Genomic DNA, 22474 nt, shown 5'->3' with positions numbered 1-22474 from the left:
GGACGCGGGGACCCACGGATGACGTGACTCCAGCCTGGCATGACAGCTGACAGATTTCAATATCTGTCAGCTGTCATGCGTCAGCCGTCACGCGTCAGCAGGTGCCGGGACCTCCCGCGAGCCCCTCGTCGACCTCAGCCCTGCTTCAGCGGGATCGCCAGGTCCACGACCCGCCGCCCCGACGGGAAGGCACCGGTCGCCGTCGCCCTGCCGGTCAGCAGGTTGACCCGGAACACCCGGTCGCCCGTGACGGCGTACCCGGTGTTCGTGCCGCTCCGGGCCGGGCTGTGGATGTCGAAGCCGGAGTTCGGCGGAACGTCGACGCCGAGCTTGCCGGTGGGCGCGAGGCTGCCCGCGTTGGCCGGGGACTGGACCGCCACCTGGTCCTGGGCGGTGTCGAGGTCGAAGAGGGTGGTCGCGGTCGTGGCGTCGAGGTCGTTGTTCGTGTACGCCGCTCCGGTCACGCCCTGGGCCGTGGCGCCCGCGGTGGCGGGCGGCACGGGCGGGTTGGTGAGGGTGCCGTCGACGGCCGTGGTGCCCGCGGCCGGGGCGCCCGCCGGGTCGTCGATGTTGTGGCGGAGGTTCTGTCCGGTGTCACTGATCACCCTCAGCCGGTTGGCGGCCGGATTGAAGTCGACACCGAACGACCTGCCCTGGAGCGGGGCGGTGAGCTGGGAGACCTTGGTGGCGCGGGCGCCGATCTCGCGGAGGGTGTAGATGCCGCCCCTGTCGCCGACGCCGTACAGCTTGCCGTTCTGCACGCGGTAGTCGATGCCCACGAGCTTGTTGTCGCCCTTGAGTCCGGAGACCCTGCCGAGCGGGATGACGGCGCCGGGCCGGTCGGTCTTGAACGTGACCAGCCGCTGGTCGGACGTGAGCCCGACGGCCCTCGGGCCGCTTCCGGCGAGCGCCTTGGGCGCCCCGCCGAGCTGCGCCCTGGACGCGACGTCGCTCACGGAGGACGACGCCCCGTCCCCGCCCAGGACTCCCGTCCCGACGGTTCCGACCGTCCCGATCGCCACCGCCATCGTCAGTACGCCTATGACTGCCTGCTTGCGCATGTCCGCCCCCGTGGGAAGGTTTCCGGCCCGCGCTCTGCGGGCCCGCATGCCCCTTCCTTCGGAGCGGTTTGTCCCCGGGATTGCGAAAACCCCGGTTCTGTTACATCCGTTACGGACGTGACAGAACCGGGGTATTTCAGCCCGCCTTCAGATGCGCGCGACTAGCAGCCGATGAGACGCCCCGCCAGGTACCCCTCGATCTGGTCCAGCGACACCCGCTCCTGCTTCATCGAGTCCCGCTCACGAACAGTGACCGCGTTGTCGTCCAGCGTGTCGAAGTCCACCGTCACACAGAACGGCGTCCCGATCTCGTCCTGGCGCCGGTACCGCCGGCCGATCGCCCCCGCGTCGTCGAACTCGATGTTCCAGTGCTGCCGCAGCGCCTGCGCGAGCCCCTTCGCCTTCGGGGACAGCTCCGGGTTGCGGGACAGCGGCAGCACGGCGACCTTGACGGGGGCGAGCCGCGGGTCGAGGCGCAGCACCACGCGCTTCTCCATCTTGCCCTTGGCGTTGGGCGCCTCGTCCTCGACGTACGCGTCCAGGAGGAAGGCCAGCATGGTGCGCCCCACACCGGCCGCCGGCTCGATCACGTACGGCGTCCAGCGCTCGCCGGCCTCCTGGTCGAAGTACGACAGGTCCTGGCCCGACGCCTTGGAGTGGGCGCCCAGGTCGTAGTCCGTGCGGTTGGCGACACCCTCCAGCTCGCCCCACTCGCTGCCGCCGAAGCGGAAGCGGTACTCGATGTCGGCGGTGCGCTTGGAGTAGTGGGAGAGCTTCTCCTGCGGGTGCTCGTACCAGCGCATGTTCTCTTCACGCAGGCCCAGGCCCGTGTACCAGTTCCAGCGCTCCTGCATCCAGTACTCGTGCCACTTCTCGTCCTCGCCCGGCTTGACGAAGAACTCCATCTCCATCTGCTCGAACTCGCGGGTGCGGAAGATGAAGTTGCCCGGCGTGATCTCGTTGCGGAACGACTTGCCCATCTGCGCGATGCCGAACGGCGGCTTGCGGCGCGAGGAGGTCTGCACCTGGGCGAAGTTGGTGAAGATGCCCTGGGCGGTCTCGGGGCGCAGGTAGGCGATGGAGCCGGAGTCCTGCGTGGGGCCGAGGTGGGTGGAGAGCAGGCCGGAGAACTGCTTGGGCTCGGTGAACTGGCCCTTGTTGCCGCAGTTCGGGCAGTTGACCTCGGCGAGGCTCTCGGGCATGCGGCCGTGCTTCGCCTCGTACGCCTCCTCCAGGTGGTCCGCGCGGAACCGCTTGTGACAGGAGGTGCACTCGGTGAGCGGGTCGGTGAAGGTCGCGACGTGGCCGGAGGCGACCCAGACCTCGGTCGCCAGGATCACGGAGGAGTCGATACCGACGACGTCCTCGCGCGACGTCACCATGTAGCGCCACCACTGGCGCTTGATGTTCTCCTTGAGCTCGACACCCAGCGGTCCGTAGTCCCAGGCGGCACGCTGGCCACCGTAGATCTCGCTGCACGGGAATACGAAGCCACGGCGCTTGCTCAGGCTGACGATGGTGTCGATCTTGTCGGCGGCCACGGTGCTCTCTTCATTACGACGACGGGCGACGAAGCGGATGCGCTCCGGGAGGGAAGCGATGCGCCTCAGAGCGAATGCTTCAGGTTACCGGCGGAGGCTCCCCTCCAATCAAATCGGTTCGGTCAGGAGATGCCGCAAAACGGTCACCGTCCCCTTACCCCGGCCTTACTCCGGTCTCTTACCGGAGGCTTGTTGACAATCATTTCCAACTTTGGTGAAAATGACTGTCATGAACGTAGTACGACGACACCGTCGCTCTGTCATATCCGGGACCGCAGTCGCGGCGGCCACCGTCCTCGGCCTCGGAACCCTCACCGCGTGCTCGGACTCGTCCGCGGCCACGGGCAACACGGACAAGTTCGACGTCGTGGCGTCGTTCTACCCGATGGCCTTCCTCGCCGAGCAGATCGGCGGGAAGTACGCCAACGTCACCAGTCTCACCCAGCCCGGCCAGGAGCCGCACGACCTGGAGATCAGCGCCAAGCAGACCGCGCAGCTGCAGGAGTCGGACGCGGTCCTCTACCTCAAGGGCCTCCAGCCCTCCGTCGACGACGCGGTCTCCCAGTCCGGGGTCAAGACGAAGATCGACGCCACGACGCTGACCTCCCTGGAGGAGCACGGCAACGAGGTCGGCGGCCACGCGGCCGAACACGACGACGAGCACGGCGAGGAGGAGGGCGGCAAGGACCCCCACATCTGGCTCGACCCGGTGAAGTACGCCGAGGTCGCCAAGGGCGTCGGCGCCGCCTTCGAGAAGGCCGACCCGGACCACGCGGACGTCTACAAGACGAACACCGAGGAACTGGTCGAGAGGCTCGGCGCGCTCGACTCGCAGTTCAGGAACGGCCTGAAGAACACGAAGACCAAGGTCTTCATCACCACCCACGCCGCCTTCGGCTACCTCGCCGAGCGCTACGGCCTGACCGAGGAGGCCATCGCCGGCCTCGACCCCGAGTCGGAGCCGAGCGCCGCCCGCGTGAAGGAGCTTGAGAAGATGGCGAAGGCCGACGGCGTCTCCACCGTCTTCTACGAGACCCTCGTCAGCGACAAGACCGCGAAGACCGTCGCCAAGGACGCGAACCTGAAGACGGACGTGCTCGATCCCATCGAGGGCATCACGTCCAAGTCCCGGGGCAAGGACTACTTCTCGGTGCAGGAAGCCAACCTCAAGGCGCTGCAGACCGCACTGGGCGCCAAGTGACCCTGTGGAGGACGTAAGGATGAGCGACGAGCCCGTCACCGAGGCCGTCATATCCCTGCGCGGCGTCCGTGCCGAGCTGGGCTCGCGCACCGTCCTGCGCGGCATCGACCTCACCGTGCGTCGCGGTGAGGTCGTCGCGCTGCTCGGCGCCAACGGCTCCGGCAAGTCGACGGCCGTCCGCAGCATCATCGGCCAGGTGCCGGTCGGCGCGGGCGAGATCGAGATCTTCGGGACCCCGCGCGCCCGTTTCTCCGACTGGAAGCGGGTCGGGTACGTGCCGCAGCGCACCACGGCCGCGGGCGGCGTCCCGGCGACGGTGACGGAGGTGGTCGCCTCGGGCCGGCTGTCGCGCGCCCGGTTCGGCGTCCTGCGCAAGGCCGACCACGAGGCGATACGCCGCGCCCTGACCCTGGTCGGCATGGCGGACCGGGCGAAGGACTCCGTGAACGCCCTCTCCGGCGGCCAGCACCAGCGCGTCCTGATCGCCCGCGCCCTCGCCTGCGAGCCCGAGTTGCTGATCATGGACGAGCCGATGGCGGGCGTCGACCTCGCCAGCCAGGAGGTGCTGGCCGAGACCCTGCGGGAGCAGGTGGGCAAGGGCGCGACCGTCCTCCTCGTCCTGCACGAACTCGGGCCGCTGGAGCCGCTGATCGACCGCGCGGTCGTCCTGCGCGACGGCTGCGTGGTCCACGACGGCCCGCCTCCCAAGGCGGTCGGCCAGCACGCGCTGCCCGGCCACGACCACGTCCACCCGCACGCGGCTCCGGGCGCGGAACCCATCCGTACGGGCCTGCTGAGCTGAGAAGGCACTGAACCATGGACCTCCTGAACTACGCCTTCATGCAGCGGGCGCTGCTCGCCGCCGTCCTCGTCGGCATCACCGCCCCCGCGATCGGCATCTACCTCGTCCAGCGCCGCCAGGCCCTGATGGGCGACGGCATCGGCCACGTGGCGATGACGGGTGTGGGCCTGGGCTTCCTCCTGTCCTGGTCCCCGGTGTGGATGGCGACGCTGGTGTCCGTGCTGGGCGCGGTGCTCATGGAGCTGATCCGCTGGTACGGGCGGACGCGCGGCGACATCGCGCTGGCGATGCTCTTCTACGGGGGCATGGCGGGCGGTGTGATGTTCATCAACCTCGCGCCGACGGGCTCCACCGCGAACCTCACCTCGTACCTCTTCGGCTCCCTGTCGACGGTGTCGCCGTCGGACGTGACGGCGATCTGCCTGCTGGCGGCCTTCGTGGTGCTCGTGACGATCGGTCTGCGCCGCCAGCTGTTCGCGGTGAGCCAGGACGAGGAGTTCGCGCGGGTCACGGGCCTGCCGGTGCGGGCGCTCAACCTGCTCACGGCGGTGACGGCGGCGGTGACGGTGACGGTCGCGATGCGGGTGGTCGGCCTCCTGCTCGTCTCCGCCCTGATGGTGGTGCCCGTGGCGGCGGCGCAGCAGCTCAGCCGGAGCTTCGCGGCGACGTTCGCGATCGCGGTGGCCATCGGGGTGACGGTGACGATCAGCGGCACGGTCACGTCCTACTACCAGGACGTGCCGCCCGGGGCGACGATCGTGCTGCTGACCATCGGGGCGTTCCTGCTGCTCACGGCACTGGCGGCGCCGCTGGCGCGGCGGAGGGCGCGGGTGCTGGAACACGGGGCGGGCGATCCGGCGGAGTGCGCGATCCCGGAGGCGGGCAGGGCGACGGCTCAGGCCGGTGGCGGTTCCCCGGCGGGGAGGGACGGCATCGGCGTCTGACTCCTCTCAGCCCGGACTGGCACAATGGCCCGGCAAAGCGCAGACGTGAGGAGGCGACGGTGACGACCGCTGGACCCGTACGGGGTCGTGCCACCCGGCAGCGTGCAGCCGTGGCGGCGGCGCTCGACGAGGTCGAGGAGTTCCGCAGTGCGCAGGAGCTCCACGACATGCTCAAGCACAAGGGCGACTCGGTCGGGCTGACCACCGTGTACCGCACCTTGCAGTCCCTCGCCGACGCGGGCGAGGTGGATGTCCTGCGCACCTCCGACGGTGAGTCGGTGTACCGCCGCTGCTCCACGGGGGAGCATCACCACCACCTGGTCTGCCGTGTCTGCGGCAAGGCCGTCGAGGTGGAGGGGCCCGCGGTGGAGAAGTGGGCGGACGCGATCGCGGCGGAGCACGGGTACGTGAACGTGGCCCACACGGTGGAGATCTTCGGCACGTGCGCCGACTGTGCGGGGGCCTCCGGCGGTTGAGCGGTGTGGGTTGCGCGCGGGTGGAGGTCCGCGGGGCGAGGCCCCGCGGTGCCGGCGGCCCCCTCGCGGCCCGTGCCCGGGCCGCGGAGCGATCCGAGCGAGCCGGTCAGAACGGGCAGGTGTCCGTCCAGCGCGTGACCAGGGATGTGTTGTTCTTGTCGGCATCACGCACGGGACCGCACAGGAACTGGCTGAAGCGGGTGTCGGCACGCAGCCAGAGGCTGAGGAACGACACGATCCACTTGCCCTGCTTGGCCTTGTCGCCATAGCCCGTCATCGGACACAGATGGTCGCCCGGAACCTCGATGTAGAGCTTCTCGGCCTGGGACATGGAGTTGTACCAGGGCAGCGCGTAGGTGTCGCCGTGGGCGACAGGGTCGCTCTGACAGGTCAGGAAGAAGGTGGGGTCGGTGACGCCGGAGAAGTTCGCGTTCGGGTAGTACGGGGCTGTGGGTACGCCCGCCCGGAAGCGTGAGTCGTCCCGGAGGGCCGCCATGACGCCACCGCCGCCCATCGAGTGACCGGCCGCGCCCAGGGTGCCGTTGAGCTTCCCCGACAGCGGGTTGCCGGTGGCGTTGCCGAGCGCGAGCAGCTGGGTGCCGGCTGCGGTGATCTGACGGCCGCGTGAGGCGGGGTCGTCGGTGAGCGTGTTGGTTCCGACGTTGATGACGACGAAGCCCCAGGAGGCGAGGCGGGGTGCGAGCCACCGCAGGTTCTGCTGTGTGCCCTGATAACCCGGCATCAGCACGACGCCCGGGTACGAGCCACTGGCCGTGGGGTACGTGACGGTTCCTGAGCCGTATCCGCTCGGGCTGGGAACGGTGTACTCGGCGGTGGTCAGCGGCCCGTTGGGGGCCTCCAGGGAAGCGGTCGTCGGGTCGGGGATCCCGTTGCCCGGAGGGACGCCACCACCGGAGCCGTACACCTGGAACTCCCACAGCGAGTAGCCGTAGGCGGTGCCGCGCTGGGTGCCCTGTACGCGGACGTACCGGCCGTCGCCGTTCACGTCGAGGGTCTGCACGCCGCCGGTGCCCGTCGTGGTCGAGTAGACGGTGGTCCAGGTGGTGCCGTCGTCGGAGGTCTGGATGCGGAACGCGCGGGCGTACGCGGCCTCCCAGCGCAGCACCACCTGGCTGATGGTGGCGGTGGTGCCCAGGTCCACTCGCAGCCACTGCGGATCGCTGAACGTGCTCGACCAGCGCGTCCGGGTGTCGCCGTCCACGGCCGCCGACGCGGGGGTGGACGCGTTCTCCGTGGACGAGGAGGTCGCGGGCTTGCCCTGGGACAGCAGGTCGGCGGCGGCCGCGGGCGGGGCCGCGGCTGTCAGCAGGGCCAGCGCCAGGCCGATGGTGGTCGCCAGTGCGACCAGTGCCGTCATGGCACGGGGTCGGGTCCGTAACGGTGCGGTCGTGCTGGTCGAACGACGGAATGAACGCATCGGTCTACCTCCGGGGAAGCGGTGAGAGCGCGGTAACCGGACAGCGAGGTACGCCCGTAGGTGAGGGCGGCAGGATCAGCGGGACTGCTCGAAGAGCCAGTCGATGACCACGTCGTTCTCGTACGTCTGGGCCCATGAGAGGTGGGGGTTCACCGGTGTCGTTCCGGGCGTGTAGCTCGTGAACAGGATGTGGCTGCGCGCGGCCCGCGCCTGCTTCAGGAGCTCCCGGGACCGGGCCTCGAACTGTGCCTTCGGCAGATCGTTGGCCCACTCCCCACGGCTGACCCGTGCGCCGGCGGTCTCCAGCGCGTTCATCAGTGTCCAGGTGCCGGGCTTGCCGAACCGGCCTTCCCGGTAGGGGACGACCGGATCGTCGACGGAGTGGTCGGCCCAGATCGGGATGTGCGTGATCCTTTCCATGGTGGCCGCGTCGCCCCAGCCGGCCGTGGGCAGGGCAGCCGCGAACACGTCGGGTCGCTTCGCCAGCAGGCTGTAGATACCGCGCCCACCCGAGGACAGGCCGACGAGATAGAGCCGGGCCGTGTCCACGTTCCGGGAGTGCTCGCTCACGAAGGTGTCGATGAGTTCGATCAGCGCGCCCTGGACCTTGGCGTCGGTCCAGTCCGTGCCGTCGGGGCCGTCCATGGGACGGGGCAGGGGGATCTGCGGAGAGAGGACGAACGCGGGGTTGCGGCGCTGTCGTTCCGGCTTGGCGAACGTGACCGCGATCCGGTTGGACGTGAGCTGGGTCATGTTGTTGTCCGCGACTTCGCCACCGCCGTGCAGGGTGACGACGAGCGGGTACCGGGTGCGCGTCCGAGGGTTCCCCGCGAATCCCTGGGGCCGGTACAGCCGGAAGTCCAGTTCGAACCCCGCGGAGTCGGTGAACGACCCGGCGGTGAAGTCGTCGACCACGGGAGTGACGACGTCGTCGTTCCGGACCGCGAAGGGACCGGCCTTCAGTACCGGGTCACCGTCCGGCGTACGCACGTCCGCCACCTGTCTGACGGAGTAGGCGCGGTCGAGCGGGAGGGGATCGGTGCCGGCGGCCCGCGCGTTGGAGTCGTTCGGGTCGAGTTCGATGATCAGGTAGTCCCCCGGCCGTCCGGGCCGGGACCGGTCGTCCACCTCGGCGGCGGTGTTGGTGTAGACCCGGGTCACCGTGCGAGCCGCGGTCTGCCCGCCCACAGTGGCCTTCACCTGGAAGGCCGAGGACGGGATCACCCCGCCGCGTAGGTCGATGCGGTGCGAGTACTGGATGGCGACGGCTGTCACCAGCCAGTTGTTCCTCGGGGTCACCCGCGTGACGAGGTCCGTTCGCAGGACCGGATTGCGTCCTGGGGCCGCTTGTCGTCCTGGAGATGTGGCTCCCGCGGGGGCGGCGGCCTCGGCGGCCGGCGTACTCACGGCCGGCGCCGCGACCGCACCTGCGGTGACGGCGAGCACCGTGCGTCTGGTGATCCGTCTCATGGGGTCCTCGTCTCGGTCGGTGGCAGACGGCGATCGCGGCGAAACCCAGGGCTGCCGGCATGGCGGCGCTCGCTTTCCCGGGGCGGCACTCGGCGGCGGTGCGTGGAAGCTGAGCGGGGCGGGCCGAGGTGTTACGCGAGAGTTTCCGAGCACCAACGGATCGGTGTCCAGCAACAAACCGAGATCTGTCCATGCGATACGTGCATCTATGCGGGCGGCAGCGCCCTGTGACCGTCGCCCACGCGGGTCACCACCCTGCGTCAACCGGCGGCGTCCACGGAGGGCCCTAGGAGCCCTGCCTGGCGGGCCGCTGTGCGCGGACGTCGTCCACCGGGCCGTAGCAGGCCGCCGGAGCCCCGGTCATGAGGGCCCAGTAGCGGTCGCCGTAGGACCAGTGCCACCACTCGGTGGGGTAGTTGACCAGGCCTGCCGTGGTGAGCGCGGCGGAGAGGACGCGGCGGTTGCGGCGGGCCTCGCCGGAGATGTCCGGGGCGTCGGTGTGGCAGGCGTCCGCGCTCTCCTCGGGGCTCGCGCCGACCCGCGTGCCGAGGTCGAGTTCCTCGCCCGAGGCCGTGCACAGGGTGAGGTGCACGGCCGCGCCGGCGACGTGCGGGCCGCTCTCCGGGGAGGGCAGGGAACGGCTCGCCGCGTGCGCCTCGAAGTAGGTGACCTGGAGGGCGAGCGGACGATATCCCTCGGTGACCAGCAGTCGTACGCCGTCGGGGAGCAGCCGCGCCGCGCGGGCCAGCCGCCAGGCGACGCCCTCGCGGACCATCGCGTAGGCGCCCTCGGGGTCGGCCTGCCGGGAGTCCACGGCCACGAAGGGCAACTCCCGCAGATCGACGAGGGGTTCACCGCAGTCCCGCACGGGGACACCGGCGACCGCGGGATCGTTCATGAGGATGATCGGGGGCATGCGTCGTCTCTCGCGGCGGTTCGGGCGTACAGGTGTACGGCGATGCGGGCGGGTCGAGGCGATCTGCGGTCGCGTGGTGATGCCCCGGGGCAGGGACAGTCGTGCCCCGATGCCCCTGCCCCGGAACTCCCCCGGGCTGTGCCTGGCTTCCCCCTGGCTGGGTGGTGCCCCTTGGTCGGCCGGGTGGTGAGGACTCACCCGGCCGACCAGTTGTCCCCCGACACCCATGAGGTTGGCGCAGGCCGCTGCAAGTTCTCTGCAAGTCCCCGGCAAGACGTTGCGATCTCCAGGGGTGCCTAGGACCTTTGTGACAGTTCGGGCGGCCGGGGCCAGGGCTCGTCGCGTTCGCGGGCCTCGCAGGCGGTGAACACGGCGGTCGCCTCCGCGCGCAGCGCCGCCGCCCCCGCCCCGTCGCCCAGCGCCTCGCGCGCCGTGGACAGGTCCCGCAGGGCGCGGGCGCGCGGGAGGCGCAGGTCCAGCACGTCCCAGCCGGCGATCGACGCGGTCAGCAGTCGTTCCGCCTCGGCGGGGCGGCCGTCGGCCAGCGCGCACTCGCCGAGTGTGCGCAGGGTCAGCGCCTCGCCGAAACGGTCCTGGTGGGCCCGGCAGACACCGAGCGCCGCGCGCAGCGCCGACTCCGCCTCCCCGGTACGACCGAGGCGCAGCCGCGCCTTGGCCCACGCCCGCGCGCAGTACGCGGCCATCAGCGGGTCCCCGAGGGCCAGCAGGATCTCCCGCGCCCGCCCCGCCAGCCCCGCCGCCGTCTCGTACGCGCCGAGGGACCGGTGGATGAGGCTGAGCGTGCGCAGCGCGAGGGCCTCGCCACGGCGGCTGCCCTGCCGCCGGTACGCCTCCAGCGATTCGTCGAGGAGGGTGAGGGCCGTGCCGTGGTCGCCGAGTTCCAGGCGTACGGAACCGGCGTACCGGCAGGCGAGACCGATGCCGGTGTCGTCGCCGAGCCGCCGGAAGCCGTCGGCGGCGTCGGCGAGGGCGCGCTCGGCGGCGCGCAGTTCGCCCAGCTCACGGCAGGCACTGCCGAGGCCGGTCAGGGCGGCGGAGCGGCCGCGTACGTCACCGAGGTCCGCGCAGAGCCGCTCCGCCTGCTGGAAGTAGTCCAGTGCCTCGGCGCAGCGGTCCTGTTCGTAGCGGAGCTGGCCCAGGCCGATGAGCAGCAGGGCCTCGCCCCAGAGGTCCTCGGCGCGCCGGGCAGCGGCGAGGGCGGCGTCGTGGCTGCGCCACCAGGCGTCGAAGCGGCTGCTGATGGCGAACGAGGACGAGCACAGCGTGGCCGCGGCCTCACAGGCCAGTGTGTGCAGCCCGAGCGCGGCGGCCCGTTCGACGGCCGTGGTCAGCGCGCCCGCCTCGGCGTCGAACCAGGTGAACGGGTCGGCGAGGACCCGCTCGGTGGTCCGGGCGCTGACGGCGGTCTGGGGGGTGGAAGGTGGCTGCGTGGCGGAAGGGCCGGGCGGCTTGTCACGACCGGCGAGGTCGTCGTACGGGCCCTCGGCGGCCGCGCGGCTCTGGCGCAGTATCACCGCTCCCGGCGGCGCCGCCTCCGTGACGCGGTCCATCAGGTACAGGCCGGCGGTCAGGGCGCGGCCCACGGCGGCGGTGCGGTCGGGGGCGGAGTCCTCTGCCTCGGCTCGTTCCGCGGCGTAGACGCGGACCAGGTCGTGGAGGCGGTAGCGGGGCTGGCCGACCGGGTCCGTGCCGGGGCAGTGCAGCAGCTGGGCGTCCACGAGCCGTTCCAGCACCTCCTCCGCCTCGTCCTCCGGTACGTCGGCGAGCGCGGCCACCGTCCAGGCGGCGACGTCGGTGGAGCCCAGCGTGGCGAGGCGGCGCAGCACGCGGCGGGCGCTGCCGTCCAGCGCCCGGTAGCTGAGGCCGAGGCTCGCCCGTACCTCCAGGTCGCCCACGGACAGCTCGTCGAGCCGGCGGTGTTCGTCCGCGAGGCGGTCGGCGAGCATGCTGGGCGTCCAGTGGCGGCGGATCGCCAGCCGCGCTCCGGCGATGCGCAGGGCCAGGGGCAGCCCGCCGCACAGGTCGACGATCCGCCGCGCGGCGGATTCCTCCCGCCCATCGCCCCACGTGGTGCCGATGACCCGGGTCAGCAGTTCCAGCCCCCGGACGTCGTCCAGGACGTCGAGGTCGGTCCGGCGGGCGCCGACGAGCCCGCCGAGCCGTGTCCGCGAGGTCACCAGCACCCCGCAGCTCGCGCTGCCCGGCAGCAGCGGACGCACCTGCGACTCGCTGCCCGCGTCGTCGAGGACCAGCAGGATGCGGCGCCCCGCGACGAGGCTGCGGAAGAGGTCGCCGCGTTCGGCCGGGTCCTCGGGCGGATCGGCGCCCAGTGCGCGCAGCAGCCGCCCGAGGACCTCCCCCGGCGGCACGGGCTCGCTGAAGCCGTGCAGCTCGGCGTAGAGCTGGCCGTCCGGATACCGTTCCGCGACCCGGTGGGCGGCCTGCACGGCGAGGGCGGACTTCCCGACGCCCGCGGGCCCGGACACCACGACCACGGGCATCGCGCCGCGCGGCCCGGTCAGCCACTCGGCCACCTGAGCCGACTCCGCCTCCCGTCCCGTGAAGTCGCCGAGCGCGGGCGGCAGCAGCGACACCGGCCGCGGCGCGGCGCCCGTACGGGCGGCCGGGCCGGTGCCGGCGGCCCGCCGTCCGGGAAGCAGCCCGGGATCGGCCCGCAGCACCGCCTCGTGCATCCGGTTCAGCTCGGGACCCGGATCGATGCCCAGTTCGTCGGCGAGAACGGCGCGCCCCTCGCCGTACACCGCGAGGGCGTCGGCCTGCCGGCCCAGCCGGTAGAGCGCGAGCATGAGCTGGCCGCGCAGCCGCTCCCGCGTGGGATGGGCCGCGACCAGCGCGGTGAGTTCCGTCGCGAGGTCCGCCTCCTGCCCGGCGATCTCCAGCTCGGCGGAGATCCGCTCCTCCAGCGCCGCCTGCCGGGCCTCCTCCAGCCGTACGGCCTCACCGCGCAGCGCGCCCCCGACCCCGCCGAGCGCCGGCCCCCTCCACAGCGCCAGCGCCTCACGCAGGGACCGTGCGGCAGAGCGGTGATCACCCTCGGCGGCGGCCCGCCGCCCCTGAGCGGTCAGCTCCTCGAACCGTACGAGATCGACCCGCCCGGGCCCCGGCTCCAGCACGTACCCCGGCGACCGCGTCTCGATCGTCTCTCCCGCCTCCCCGGGCAGGGCGCGCCGCAGCGCCGAGACGTACGACTGCACCAGCGCCCGCGCCGTGTCGGGCGGTTCCTCGCCCCAGATGGCGTCGACGAGCGCGTCAGCGGGCACGACCTGCCCGGCGCGCAGCAGCAGCACGGCCAGCAGCGCCCGCGGCTTGGGCCCGCCGAGACGCACGGGCGTGCCGCCCCACCACGCCTCGACCGGGCCGAGCAAGCGGTATTCCAGCTCCAAGGGTCCCCATCTTCCGTGCCGTCGGATCACAGCCATCAGCGACAGCGGTTGCGCACGCAACGGGTGACGCGCGGGTAGGGCGTCGTGGTTTCCCGGAACACATGATGCACGAGGAAATTGCTGAAAAGCAGGGGCCCTGGAGGCCATTCGACGAGCGTTCGGAGCGGAACCGGCGGAGATTTCCCGCCGGCGGCTCGCTCGGGTCACTTGAGAACTTGTGCCCTCTCACCCAGCTCAGCCACGGCGCCGACGAACTCGGCCCAGGCGACCGGGGAGATGAGGAGGACGGGGCCGTGGGGGGACTTGCTGTCGCGGACGGGGACGATGCCGGGGACTCCGTCGGCTACTTCGACGCAGCTGCCGCCCTCGCCGTTGCTGTAGCTGCTCTTGCGCCAGCGGGTGGTGCTCAGGTCGTACTCGCGCATCGTCTGTGGTCCTCAGCCGCCGAGTCGATCAGGGCGAGGGACGCCTCCGGCGACAGCGCGGCGCCCCTGAGCAGATCGTAGGCGCGCTGGGCCCGCTTCACCACAGCCGGGTTGTCAAGCAGGTCACCCGAGAACGACGTCTCTGTATAGAGGGTTGGCGGCGCGTCCTCGAACTCCATGAGCTGCATCATCGCCGCCATGGAGGCACACGCTCCCGCCGAGCGGGGGACCACCATCGCCAGCACCTTCCGCTCCTGTGCCAACGCGGTGACGTGCTCCAGTTGCCCGGCCATGGCCAAAGGACCGCCGACGGGCACCCGCAGCGTGTTCTCGTGCAGGATCGCCCAATACTCGGGCCTTGTAGCGTCGTCCAGGATGTCGGCGCGCTCCAGCCGGGCGGCCACCTTCTCTTCCACGTGCTCGTCGGTGACGAACGGGTTGGCCGCCAGCGTGACCGCCCGCGCGTACTCTGCCGTCTGCAGCAGACCTGGAATCACAGCGGGCGCGAACTCGCAGATCTTCGTCGCCGTCCGCTCCAGCTCCACAACCGCCGCGAAGTAATCCGCGTACCGCTTGTCATCAATCAGCTTTCGCCACGTGCGCTCGAAGAACCCCTCGGCACCCAGCACCTCGTCAATCCGCTGGGCCACATCCAACTGCGGCTTGCGAATGGCCTGTTCGAACTGGCCGATGTAACCGCCGGAGACGAATACCCGCGCCCCCAACTCCACCTGCGTGAACCCCGCGTCTTCCCGGCGCCGTTTCAACTCGGCCCCGAAGAACTCCCACGCGGCCTGACGCGAACCGTTGCCCACGGCAACCCCTTTGCACTGCCGAGCACTTGTAGAGCACAGACTCCTGCCGAGTGTAGACGCGGAGCGTCACTATAGAGATGCGAAGAGTGAAACCCGACAGCTCAGGGGAGCACCGTGAAGGCAGCGAACGCATCACTCGGGGGACGGCACTCGGCGCTCTGCGTCGAAGAGGCGGAGGAAACGGTGGAGGAATTGCGGCAGGCACTCGCGAGAGCCGGAATCGTGTTGCCGTCACTGGGAATCGACCCGGCGACCCTCGCGCGAGAGGCGCCCTGTCCGCTGGTGGATCTGGGCCGCTGTTCCGTCGCCGTCGCGGCACGCCTCGCGGCGGCGTTGCGGTGAGCGGTGCCGGGAAGAAGCCGCCGGTCGGGTCGTACGCCGTCGACACCCGCAGCGGACAGGTGGGCCGGGTCATGGGGCACGAGGGGCCCTACGTGCAGCTGAGACCGGTGGGAGGGGGCCGGGAGTGGGACTGCGCGCCCGAGTCCCTGCGGGCCGCGACGACGATAGAACGGCTGCGGGCGGCGACGGCGTACGAGAACGCGCGGAGCAGGGGCGAGGTGCCGTGAAGGCCTGCTCGGCCCGGCCGCCCCTTCCTCGAACGCCGGGCGGTGCCGGACCTCCAGCTCCGCCCCGCGCGGCTCGGACCTTCGGGTACCTGAGGACCGACTTTCGGCCGACTCCACGCCAAAGGCCGTACGGAGCAGCCGGGTTGCCTTATACCGTTGGCGCCCGGCAGGCACACGGGAGAAGCACGATGACGGCAGGACCGAGCCAGGCAGAGGCCTACTTGTGGAAGCTGCAGGCAATGGTCCACGAGACACGCGGCGCAACGGGGCGGTACTCCATCGAGCGGTCTCGTGAGATGCTGCGCCACTTCGCGAGGCGTGGTCTGCCCAAGGGGACCATGGACCCGGAGTACGTCCTCCACCGCATGAGCCGTCTCCCGGACCACTGGCCTCCGCCCGGCCCCGAGGAGCACTTCCCGGGCTACTTCCTCATCCACAGCCTCGCGGACGACCTCGAACGGCACATCCGGCCGCCCTTCACCCGCCCCGTCCTCGGCTCACTCGCGACAGGCGACATCAACGCCGTGAGTCTCGTCGTACCCGGTTCCACCGAGTATCTCGTGGTCTTCGAGGACCAACTGTTCGACTTCGCCAACCTGTTCAGCAAGGCGGTGACACTGGCGACGCCCATCACGGACATCGGCAACGGAAAGCTGGCAGCCGACACCGATGTCGCAGCCGTCCGACGGCATCTTCGGGACGCGCCCGAAGCCGTGCGCCGGTTCCAGGAGGTCGTCCTCGCCTATCTTCTGCGCGGCGAACCGGGCGGCGCCCCGCAGTACTTCCCTCCGCCCAAGGTCCGCAACCTGGCCTCCATCTTCTGCCGGGCAATGGAACTCTTCGTTCTCGGCCACGAATACGGTCATGTGCTGGACGGCCACCTGGCAGACGGCAGGACGCACCGCCAGTTGCTGGGTGACTCGGGCCCGGAACTCACCGAGGTCACCTGGAGTTGGGTGCAGGAGCACCGAGCCGATGTACTCGGCTGGTACCTGTCCGTCCGGGCGATGAACCAGGACGGCGTCAGCGCGGAACTCGCCCATGCGGGTGTCGAGCTGTTCTTCTCGGCATACGACGTGCTGACGCGGGCCCTGTCCCTGCTGCTGACCGGACGAGCCGCTGAGGCACACGGGTCCCGCACCCATCCGCCGGCGTCGCAGCGGCGCGAGGTCATACGCATGGACATCAGGGAGCAGCAGACCTCGAAACATGCGGAGCGGGCCATCGCTCTGGGCGAGGGGTACCGCCGGGTCGTGGAGTTGCTCTGGGAGCGGACCGCCCCCGAGGTCCTGCAACTGCACCTCAAAGGCGTCCGTCCTCACGCCCGCTGGAGAAGGACGGCGTCCCAGTAGTGCGACTGCCAGGGCCGCCGCCTATGGGCAGGCCGCCACGGACGTGGCAGAGGCGATCCGCTCCGTCCGCATCCGCCGTTCCACCCCGCCCACGCGCACCCGCACGTCATGGGAATCCACTGCCACGAGCGTTCCGCACAGCACGCGGCCGTTGGTGTCCACCACCTTCACCCCCGGCTTGGGCCGATCGCCGTACCAGGTCAGGCCCACTCCAGCGGTCACCACAGCGAGCGCGATGAACCCGGCCCAGATGGCCAGCCGAAGATCGGTGACGGCCCTGCGCGCGCTGAGACGTTCATAGGTGAGCAACTCCTCCAGCGAGCCCGCAGTGAGCCTGCGCTTCGGGAGTCCGAAGGCCGCCCGCATCGCGAAGAACGCCCCGCCGGCCGCCAGCACCAGCCCCGTCAGAAGCAGGAGCCCCACCGCGCCCCGGGCCCACGGGGACAGTCCCTGGACGGTGTCGGGACCCTTGATCACGCCGACCGAGGTCAACAGGGCGAGCAGGGCCGCGAGCCCGTTGCGCCAGCTTTCCGCCTGGGCCCGTACGCGGGTCAGCTCGCCGTCCAGCAGGCGGCGTGATTCCTCCGCGCGCAGTCGGCTCGCCGGAGTGCTCGGTGCGCCGGGCGTCACACGGATGCCCACGTCACAGCCCCCACTCGACGTGCAGTACCCAGGACGCCCCGCACCCTTGGTTCTCCCCCGCGTCGGGGTGGACGGTCCTGCAGTCGCAGATCACCTCGATGTCCCGCGCGCCCTGCTCGACGACGACCCGATGCATGGCCCAGGACAGCAGACCGCGCCGGGCCCCGCCCGGTAAGGCGCTGGAATAGGCCATGAGCCGCTCGGAGAACACTGTGTCGTGCCCGCAGCAAGGGCACGGCCCGCTCACCATGATCACTTCAGGAGCACTCTCGTCCGGGTGCAGACTGACCCGTGCCGTCCCAGCCTCGACCATGGCGGCCGCGAGTACGTTCCATTCCGGCTCCGAAGCCGCCCTGTACGGTATCTCCGTCTGATCGGTCACATCCGCCTCCCCGTGCGTTGCCGCCTCAACATAGCGCCACCGGCTCGGGCGAACGGTCGGGAGCGATGCGGTTGGCGACCCACAGGGCAAGACAAATCGGCTTCTCAGTCCCAGCGGCACACCGCGCTCACGGCGTGTCGCTGGGACTCTCGAGCCACTTGACGACAGACCCCGGCCCGTCCATCCGTAGGTCAGAATGGACCCCATGAGTCTGTTCCGCGACGACGGCATCGTGCTGCGCACCCAGAAGCTGGGTGAGGCGGACCGGATCATCACGCTGCTCACACGGGGTCACGGCCGCGTACGGGCCGTGGCCCGGGGCGTACGCCGCACCAAGTCCAAGTTCGGTGCCCGCCTCGAACCCTTCTCCCACGTGGACGTGCAGTTCTTCGCCCGCGGCGGCGAACTCGTCGGCCGCGGGCTGCCCTTGTGCACGCAGAGCGAGACCATCGCTCCGTACGGCGGCGGCATCGTCGCCGACTACGCCCGCTACACGGCCGGGACGGCGATGCTGGAGACCGCCGAGCGGTTCACCGACCACGAGGGGGAGCCCGCCGTACAGCAGTACCTGCTGCTCGTCGGCGGCCTGCGCACCCTCGCCCGCGGTGAGCACGCCCCGCACCTCGTTCTCGACGCGTTCCTGCTCCGTTCCCTCGCCGTGAACGGGTACGCGCCCAGCTTCAGCGACTGTGCGAAGTGCGGGCTGCCGGGCCCGAACCGGTTCTTCTCGGTGGCGTCCGGGGGGTCCGTGTGCGCGGACTGCCGGGTGCCCGGCAGTGTCGTACCGTCTCCCCAGGCCCTCGAACTGCTCGGCGCGCTGCTCACGGGAGACTGGGAGACGGCGGACGCGTGCGAGCCGCGGTACGTGCGGGAGGGGAACGGACTGGTGTCCGCGTACCTGCACTGGCACCTGGAGCGCGGGCTGCGCTCCCTGCGGTACGTCGAGAAGTCCTGACCCTGACCTGACCTGGAACCGAGAAGAAGCAGCAAGCACGAGGAGACGAGAAGCACATGGTCGTACGCGGGATCCTGGGGCGCCAGCGCCGCGAGTACAGGACGCCGGAGCCGCACCCGTCCGGCGCCCGCCCGCCGAAGCTGCCCGGCGAGCTGGTACCCAACCATGTGGCGATCGTCATGGACGGCAACGGCCGCTGGGCCAAGGAGCGCGGACTGCCGCGCACCGAGGGGCACAAGGTCGGTGCCGAGTGCGTGCTGGACGTGCTCCAGGGCGCCGTCGAGATGGGTGTCGGGAACATCTCGCTGTACGCCTTCTCCACCGAGAACTGGAAGCGCTCGCCCGACGAGGTGCGCTTCCTGATGAACTTCAACCGCGACTTCATCCGCAAGACCCGCGACACGCTCGACGAGCTCGGCATCCGGGTGCGCTGGGTGGGCCGTATGCCCAAGTTGTGGAAGTCGGTCGCCAAGGAGCTCCAGGTCGCCCAGGAACAGACCAAGGACAACGACCGGCTCACGCTGTACTTCTGCATGAACTACGGCGGCCGTGCGGAGATCGCCGACGCGGCGCGGGCCCTCGCGGAGGACGTGAAGGCCGGCCGGCTCGACCCGGCGAAGGTCAACGAGAAGACCTTCGCGCGGTACCTCTACTACCCGGACATGCCCGAGGTGGACCTGTTCCTGCGCCCGAGCGGCGAGCAGCGCACCTCCAACTACCTGATCTGGCAGAGCGCCTACGCCGAGATGGTCTTCCAGGACGTCCTGTGGCCCGACTTCGACCGGCGCGATCTGTGGCGCGCGTGCGTGGAGTTCGCCTCACGCGACCGCCGCTTCGGGGGTGCCGTCCCCAACGAGGAGCTCCTGGCGATGGAGGGCAAGCAGCAGTAGGTCCGGTCGCGCCCTGTCAGACGACGGGGACCGCGAAGTGCCGTACGTACCGCCGCTGCCACGGGGTCTCCACCGCGTGCCGGTCGTAGTGCTCGCGCACGTACGCGACCGCCTCCTCGGCAGGTACGCCGTCCAGGACCGCGAGGCAGGCCAGGGCGGTGCCCGTACGGCCGCGACCGCCGCCGCAGGCCAGTTCCACGCGCTCGGTCGCGGCGCGGGACCAGGCGTCCCGGAGCAGCTCACCGGCCCGGGCGCGGTCGCTGGGCAGGCGGAAGTCGGGCCAGCGCAACCAGTCGGCGTTCCACGGGACTTCGGGTGGCCGCTTGCCGAGGAGGTACAGGGCGTACGTGGGCGCCGGGCCGTCCGGCAGGGGGTTGCGCAGACCGCGGCCGCGCACCAGGCGTCCTGAGGGCAGGCGCAGCACGCCGGGGTCCGTCGGGTTCCAGGGCTCGGTCATCGGGCCAGCCTAGGCACCGGGCGGGGACGGAAGGCGGGATTCAGGCAGGGCGGGGTGCGGGCGGCATTCAGGGCGGGTCCGGTCGGTCGTCAGCCGACGCCGCGCGACTCCTGTGCCGCCCGCGCCTCGATACCGCGGAAGTGGTCGGCCATCGCGCGCTGGGCGGCCTCGACGTCGTGGGCGCGCAGGGCCGTGACGATGTCGCGGTGGCGACGCACCGTGAGCTCGGGCGACGGGTCGTCCGTCCAGCCGCGCGCGCCCGAGACCCTGCGGAAGACGCTCCAGAAGGCGCCGAGCAGCTGCGGCACGAGCGCGTTGCCGAGGGGCGCGTACAGCAGCTCGTGGAACTCGCGGTCGAGTTCGGGGAAGGGCTCCCCCGCCTTCCCGGCCGCCTCCATGCGGTCGACCACGGCTTCCAGGCGGTCCAGCTCGGCGTCGGACAGCGTGGCCGCGACCCGGCGGATCAGGCCCTCCTCCAGCACCTCGCGCACCTGGAGGATCTCGGCGAGGGCGCCCGGATCGTCGTCGGGCCGGGCGAGCGTACGGAAGGTCAGTCCGTCGACCAGGGGGGTGAGGGAGGCTTCGCCCACGTAGGTGCCGTAGCCGTGCCGGATGTCGACTATGTCGAGGGCCTGGAGTGCCTTGAGGGCCTCACGGACGGAGTTCCGGCTCACGCCGAGGTCCTCCATCAGCTCCGTCTCGGTGGGCAGCGGCGCGCCCGCCCGGAGTTTTCGGTCGAGGATCAGCTGCACCACGTCACGCTGGATCTGGCTGCTCACCCGCCGCTCGGGCCGGCGCCGGTTCCCGGTCTCCTGAGACATGCGCCGCATCGTACGCTCGCTGGACATCCGACGTCCCACCTCCGGACGGATTTCGCCTTGCCATTGGTCGCACCTCTGGAAGATACGCCATTCGTGCGCGATCCCTTGACCCCCTCCACGGCCCCTCTTAAGGTCACGCTGCCACCTGGACGTAGGACGTCGTATCTCCTCGGATCAATCGCCTCGATCAATCGCTTCGGATCAATCGCTGCTGCTGGAGGAACCGTGCGCGACGTGACCCCCGACGTGCCGGCGCTGCACCGCCGGTCGTTCCTGAAGTACTCCGGCGCGCTGGGTGCCGCCGCCGCCATCTCCTCGTCGTTGACCGCCTGCTCGTCCGGGCCCGAGTCCACCAACGACACCGGTGACTCGGGCGGCGGGAACGGAACGCTGACCGCCGTCATCGGCTACGGCAACGACGGCAGCTGGGACCCGACCCAGACCGCGTCCGCCTTCTGCATGGCCGCCAACAACCACATCTACGAGGGCCTCCTCGACACCGACCCCATCTCGCGCGAGCCGTACGCGGCCCTCGCCACCGAGGTGCCGAGCGACCTCGGCGGCACGTCGTGGAGGTTCACGCTGCGGGCGGGCGCCACGTTCCACGACGGGAAGCCGGTCACCGCCGACGACGTCGTGTTCGTGTTCGACCGGATTCTCGATCCGAAGACGCAGACCCTCGCCAAGGGCTTCTTCGCCGGCTGGCTGAGGGAAGTGAGGAAGATCGACGCGCAGAACGTCGAGCTCGTGCTGAACTTCCCCTTCCCGGAAGGCATCTCACGGCTGACCCTCGCGAAGATCATGCCGAAGCACGTGTTCTCCCAGCCGGGCGCGTGGGAGGACGCCATCAAGGGCAAGGCGATCGGCTCGGGTCCGTACCGGCAGACGGCGCACCACCCGAAGTCCAACACCACGTTCGAGGCGTACTCCGGCTACAACGGCCCGCGCAAGCCCGCCTTCAAGAAGATGAACTGGCTGACCATCGTGGACGCCGCCCCGCGCGTCGCCAGGATCTCGGGTGCGAGCGCCGGCGCCCAGATCGCCGACAACATCCCGTACGCCAACATCACGCAGCTCGAGAAGGGCGGGCTGACGGTGAAGGGCGGCTCGGGGATGAACAACCTCTTCCTGATGTTCAACACCCGGCACAAGCCCTTCGACGACGTACGGGTCCGGCAGGCGCTGCACTACGCCATCGACACCGAGAACATGGTGCGGGTGGCGCTGAAGGGGCACGGGACGCCGTCCTCGTCGTTCCTGAACGAGGCCAACCCCACGTACCGGCGGGCGAAGACCGTGTACGACTACGACCCCGACAGGGCCAGGCAGCTGCTGAGGGAGGCCGGGGTCAAGGGGCTGAAGATCGACATCCTCGCGGTGAACGTGAGCTGGATCGTCGACTGCCTGCCGACCATCAAGTCGTCCTGGGACGCGATCGGCGTCGAGACCACGCTGTCGCCGCAGGAGACCACGGCCGTCTTCACGAAGATGGACCAGAAGCAGGACTACCAGGTGGTGGCCGCGGCCTCGAATCCCAACCAGTTCGGGCTCGATGCCGATCTGATCATGCGGTACAACTACACGCCGACGAACCTCTGGATGCAGTACACCCGGTGGGCCGACGACTCCGTGGCCAGGCAGCTCTTCAAGGACATGGACAAGGCGGCGCGGGAGCCGGACGCCGAGAAGAAGAAGGCGATGATCCAGGACTACGTCGACGTCGTGGCAGAGCAAGCCGTCTTGTATCCGGTGGTGCACACCGAGTTGATGACGGCGTGGGATCCGAAGCGGCTGTCCGGGATAAGGGCGCAGCCCTATCCCGGGATCAATGTGCTTCAGGCGAAGTGGGTCTAGCTTTCGCGGGTGCGCCGTGGGGGCTGCGTTCGTCTGGC

The 22474-nt window shown here is 70.5% G+C and carries 22 protein-coding genes; 10 read left to right on the top strand and 12 right to left on the bottom strand.

The window, feature by feature from the left end; genetic code table 11:
• Positions 1-134 precede the first annotated feature (134 nt).
• The gene (locus ACZ49J_RS02095; protein WP_467447684.1) at positions 135-1061 is read right to left on the bottom strand and encodes a DUF4394 domain-containing protein; all 927 of its coding nucleotides are present in this window, start codon (positions 1059-1061) and stop codon (positions 135-137) included.
• Between the two features lie 161 nt (positions 1062-1222).
• On the bottom strand, positions 1223-2602 hold the full coding sequence (locus ACZ49J_RS02090; protein WP_467447300.1) for a glycine--tRNA ligase: 1380 nt from the start codon (positions 2600-2602) through the stop codon (positions 1223-1225).
• Positions 2603-2831: 229 nt separating this feature from the next.
• On the opposite strand from ACZ49J_RS02090, the gene ACZ49J_RS02085 reads away from it, so the two are divergent.
• From ACZ49J_RS02085 to ACZ49J_RS02070, 4 genes are read left to right on the top strand one after another with little or no spacing between them, the layout of a single operon-like run.
• Entirely contained in the window at positions 2832-3803 is a 972-nt protein-coding gene (locus ACZ49J_RS02085; RefSeq protein ID WP_467447299.1) for a metal ABC transporter substrate-binding protein, read from the top strand.
• A gap of 19 nt (positions 3804-3822) precedes the next feature.
• Positions 3823-4605, top strand: coding sequence for a metal ABC transporter ATP-binding protein (locus tag ACZ49J_RS02080; RefSeq protein WP_467447298.1), 783 nt, complete (start codon positions 3823-3825; stop codon positions 4603-4605).
• A 14-nt stretch (positions 4606-4619) separates the two neighbouring features.
• Positions 4620-5549 (top strand): metal ABC transporter permease, encoded by a 930-nt coding sequence (locus ACZ49J_RS02075; RefSeq protein WP_467447297.1) that lies wholly within the window; start codon positions 4620-4622, stop codon positions 5547-5549.
• A gap of 59 nt (positions 5550-5608) precedes the next feature.
• Positions 5609-6025, top strand: coding sequence for a Fur family transcriptional regulator (locus tag ACZ49J_RS02070; RefSeq protein WP_467447296.1), 417 nt, complete (start codon positions 5609-5611; stop codon positions 6023-6025).
• A 106-nt stretch (positions 6026-6131) separates the two neighbouring features.
• On the opposite strand, the gene ACZ49J_RS02065 is transcribed toward ACZ49J_RS02070, so the two are convergent.
• The 6 genes from ACZ49J_RS02065 to ACZ49J_RS02040 form a co-directional block, all read right to left on the bottom strand.
• Positions 6132-7403, bottom strand: coding sequence for a poly(ethylene terephthalate) hydrolase family protein (locus ACZ49J_RS02065; protein ID WP_467447294.1), 1272 nt, complete (start codon positions 7401-7403; stop codon positions 6132-6134).
• Positions 7404-7538: 135 nt separating this feature from the next.
• Positions 7539-8933 carry a prolyl oligopeptidase family serine peptidase gene (locus ACZ49J_RS02060; protein WP_467447293.1) on the bottom strand — a complete coding sequence of 465 codons (1395 nt, stop codon included), beginning with the start codon at positions 8931-8933 and terminating at the stop codon, positions 7539-7541.
• A 286-nt stretch (positions 8934-9219) separates the two neighbouring features.
• Positions 9220-9849 (bottom strand): M15 family metallopeptidase, encoded by a 630-nt coding sequence (locus tag ACZ49J_RS02055; protein ID WP_467447292.1) that lies wholly within the window; start codon positions 9847-9849, stop codon positions 9220-9222.
• Between the two features lie 296 nt (positions 9850-10145).
• Positions 10146-13274, bottom strand: coding sequence for an AfsR/SARP family transcriptional regulator (locus tag ACZ49J_RS02050; RefSeq protein ID WP_467447290.1), 3129 nt, complete (start codon positions 13272-13274; stop codon positions 10146-10148).
• A gap of 203 nt (positions 13275-13477) precedes the next feature.
• Positions 13478-13699 (bottom strand): DUF397 domain-containing protein, encoded by a 222-nt coding sequence (locus ACZ49J_RS02045; RefSeq protein ID WP_467447289.1) that lies wholly within the window; start codon positions 13697-13699, stop codon positions 13478-13480.
• The gene (locus tag ACZ49J_RS02040) at positions 13681-14514 is read right to left on the bottom strand and encodes a helix-turn-helix domain-containing protein (protein WP_467447288.1); all 834 of its coding nucleotides are present in this window, start codon (positions 14512-14514) and stop codon (positions 13681-13683) included. The genes ACZ49J_RS02045 and ACZ49J_RS02040 overlap by 19 nt, the downstream gene beginning before the upstream one ends.
• A gap of 114 nt (positions 14515-14628) precedes the next feature.
• Here ACZ49J_RS02040 and ACZ49J_RS02035 point away from each other — a divergent pair, with 114 nt between their 5' ends.
• From ACZ49J_RS02035 to ACZ49J_RS02025, 3 genes are all read left to right on the top strand, one after another.
• Positions 14629-14856 carry a hypothetical protein gene (locus ACZ49J_RS02035; protein WP_467447286.1) on the top strand — a complete coding sequence of 76 codons (228 nt, stop codon included), beginning with the start codon at positions 14629-14631 and terminating at the stop codon, positions 14854-14856.
• On the top strand, positions 14853-15083 hold the full coding sequence (locus ACZ49J_RS02030; protein WP_467447284.1) for a hypothetical protein: 231 nt from the start codon (positions 14853-14855) through the stop codon (positions 15081-15083). The genes ACZ49J_RS02035 and ACZ49J_RS02030 overlap by 4 nt, the downstream gene beginning before the upstream one ends.
• A gap of 188 nt (positions 15084-15271) precedes the next feature.
• Positions 15272-16435: a M48 family metalloprotease gene (locus tag ACZ49J_RS02025; RefSeq protein WP_467447283.1), complete on the top strand. Its 1164-nt coding sequence runs from the start codon at positions 15272-15274 to the stop codon at positions 16433-16435.
• Between the two features lie 21 nt (positions 16436-16456).
• On the opposite strand, the gene ACZ49J_RS02020 is transcribed toward ACZ49J_RS02025, so the two are convergent.
• Positions 16457-17077 carry a hypothetical protein gene (locus tag ACZ49J_RS02020; RefSeq protein WP_467447281.1) on the bottom strand — a complete coding sequence of 207 codons (621 nt, stop codon included), beginning with the start codon at positions 17075-17077 and terminating at the stop codon, positions 16457-16459.
• Position 17078: 1 nt separating this feature from the next.
• Positions 17079-17459 (bottom strand): hypothetical protein, encoded by a 381-nt coding sequence (locus tag ACZ49J_RS02015; protein WP_467447280.1) that lies wholly within the window; start codon positions 17457-17459, stop codon positions 17079-17081.
• A 205-nt stretch (positions 17460-17664) separates the two neighbouring features.
• Between ACZ49J_RS02015 and recO the strand changes: the two genes are divergently transcribed.
• Together recO and ACZ49J_RS02005 are read left to right on the top strand one after the other, a co-directional pair.
• Positions 17665-18414 carry a DNA repair protein RecO gene (gene recO / locus ACZ49J_RS02010; RefSeq protein ID WP_467447278.1) on the top strand — a complete coding sequence of 250 codons (750 nt, stop codon included), beginning with the start codon at positions 17665-17667 and terminating at the stop codon, positions 18412-18414.
• Positions 18415-18470: 56 nt separating this feature from the next.
• Positions 18471-19304, top strand: coding sequence for an isoprenyl transferase (locus tag ACZ49J_RS02005; RefSeq protein WP_467447277.1), 834 nt, complete (start codon positions 18471-18473; stop codon positions 19302-19304).
• A 16-nt stretch (positions 19305-19320) separates the two neighbouring features.
• On the opposite strand, the gene ACZ49J_RS02000 is transcribed toward ACZ49J_RS02005, so the two are convergent.
• Positions 19321-19761: a protein-tyrosine phosphatase family protein gene (locus ACZ49J_RS02000; RefSeq protein WP_467447276.1), complete on the bottom strand. Its 441-nt coding sequence runs from the start codon at positions 19759-19761 to the stop codon at positions 19321-19323.
• 89 nt (positions 19762-19850) lie between these two features.
• Complete coding sequence (locus ACZ49J_RS01995) at positions 19851-20591, bottom strand: FadR/GntR family transcriptional regulator (RefSeq protein ID WP_467447683.1); 741 nt, start codon at positions 20589-20591, stop codon at positions 19851-19853.
• A gap of 216 nt (positions 20592-20807) precedes the next feature.
• On the opposite strand from ACZ49J_RS01995, the gene ACZ49J_RS01990 reads away from it, so the two are divergent.
• Positions 20808-22436: an ABC transporter substrate-binding protein gene (locus tag ACZ49J_RS01990; protein ID WP_467447275.1), complete on the top strand. Its 1629-nt coding sequence runs from the start codon at positions 20808-20810 to the stop codon at positions 22434-22436.
• The last annotated feature ends 38 nt before the right edge of the window (positions 22437-22474 follow it).

It is taken from the genome of Streptomyces sp. NPDC030840, from assembly GCF_055572015.1.
This window is presented reverse-complemented; position numbering and strand designations above follow the sequence as displayed.

Bases quoted from the DNA above. Each gene is read 5' to 3' on its own strand.
- ACZ49J_RS02065 (WP_467447294.1), bottom strand. From the start codon at position 7,403: ATGACGGCACTGGTCGCACTGGCGACCACCATCGGCCTGGCGCTGGCC.
- ACZ49J_RS02055 (WP_467447292.1), bottom strand. From the start codon at position 9,849: ATGCCCCCGATCATCCTCATGAACGATCCCGCGGTCGCCGGTGTCCCC.
- ACZ49J_RS02025 (WP_467447283.1), top strand. From the start codon at position 15,272: ATGACGGCAGGACCGAGCCAGGCAGAGGCCTACTTGTGGAAGCTGCAG.
- ACZ49J_RS02000 (WP_467447276.1), bottom strand. From the start codon at position 19,761: ATGACCGAGCCCTGGAACCCGACGGACCCCGGCGTGCTGCGCCTGCCC.
- ACZ49J_RS02005 (WP_467447277.1), top strand. From the start codon at position 18,471: ATGGTCGTACGCGGGATCCTGGGGCGCCAGCGCCGCGAGTACAGGACG.
- ACZ49J_RS02085 (WP_467447299.1), top strand. From the start codon at position 2,832: ATGAACGTAGTACGACGACACCGTCGCTCTGTCATATCCGGGACCGCA.
- ACZ49J_RS01995 (WP_467447683.1), bottom strand. From the start codon at position 20,591: ATGCGGCGCATGTCTCAGGAGACCGGGAACCGGCGCCGGCCCGAGCGG.
- recO (WP_467447278.1), top strand. From the start codon at position 17,665: ATGAGTCTGTTCCGCGACGACGGCATCGTGCTGCGCACCCAGAAGCTG.
- ACZ49J_RS02045 (WP_467447289.1), bottom strand. From the start codon at position 13,699: ATGCGCGAGTACGACCTGAGCACCACCCGCTGGCGCAAGAGCAGCTAC.
- ACZ49J_RS02080 (WP_467447298.1), top strand. From the start codon at position 3,823: ATGAGCGACGAGCCCGTCACCGAGGCCGTCATATCCCTGCGCGGCGTC.
- ACZ49J_RS02060 (WP_467447293.1), bottom strand. From the start codon at position 8,933: ATGAGACGGATCACCAGACGCACGGTGCTCGCCGTCACCGCAGGTGCG.
- ACZ49J_RS02095 (WP_467447684.1), bottom strand. From the start codon at position 1,061: ATGCGCAAGCAGGCAGTCATAGGCGTACTGACGATGGCGGTGGCGATC.
- ACZ49J_RS02075 (WP_467447297.1), top strand. From the start codon at position 4,620: ATGGACCTCCTGAACTACGCCTTCATGCAGCGGGCGCTGCTCGCCGCC.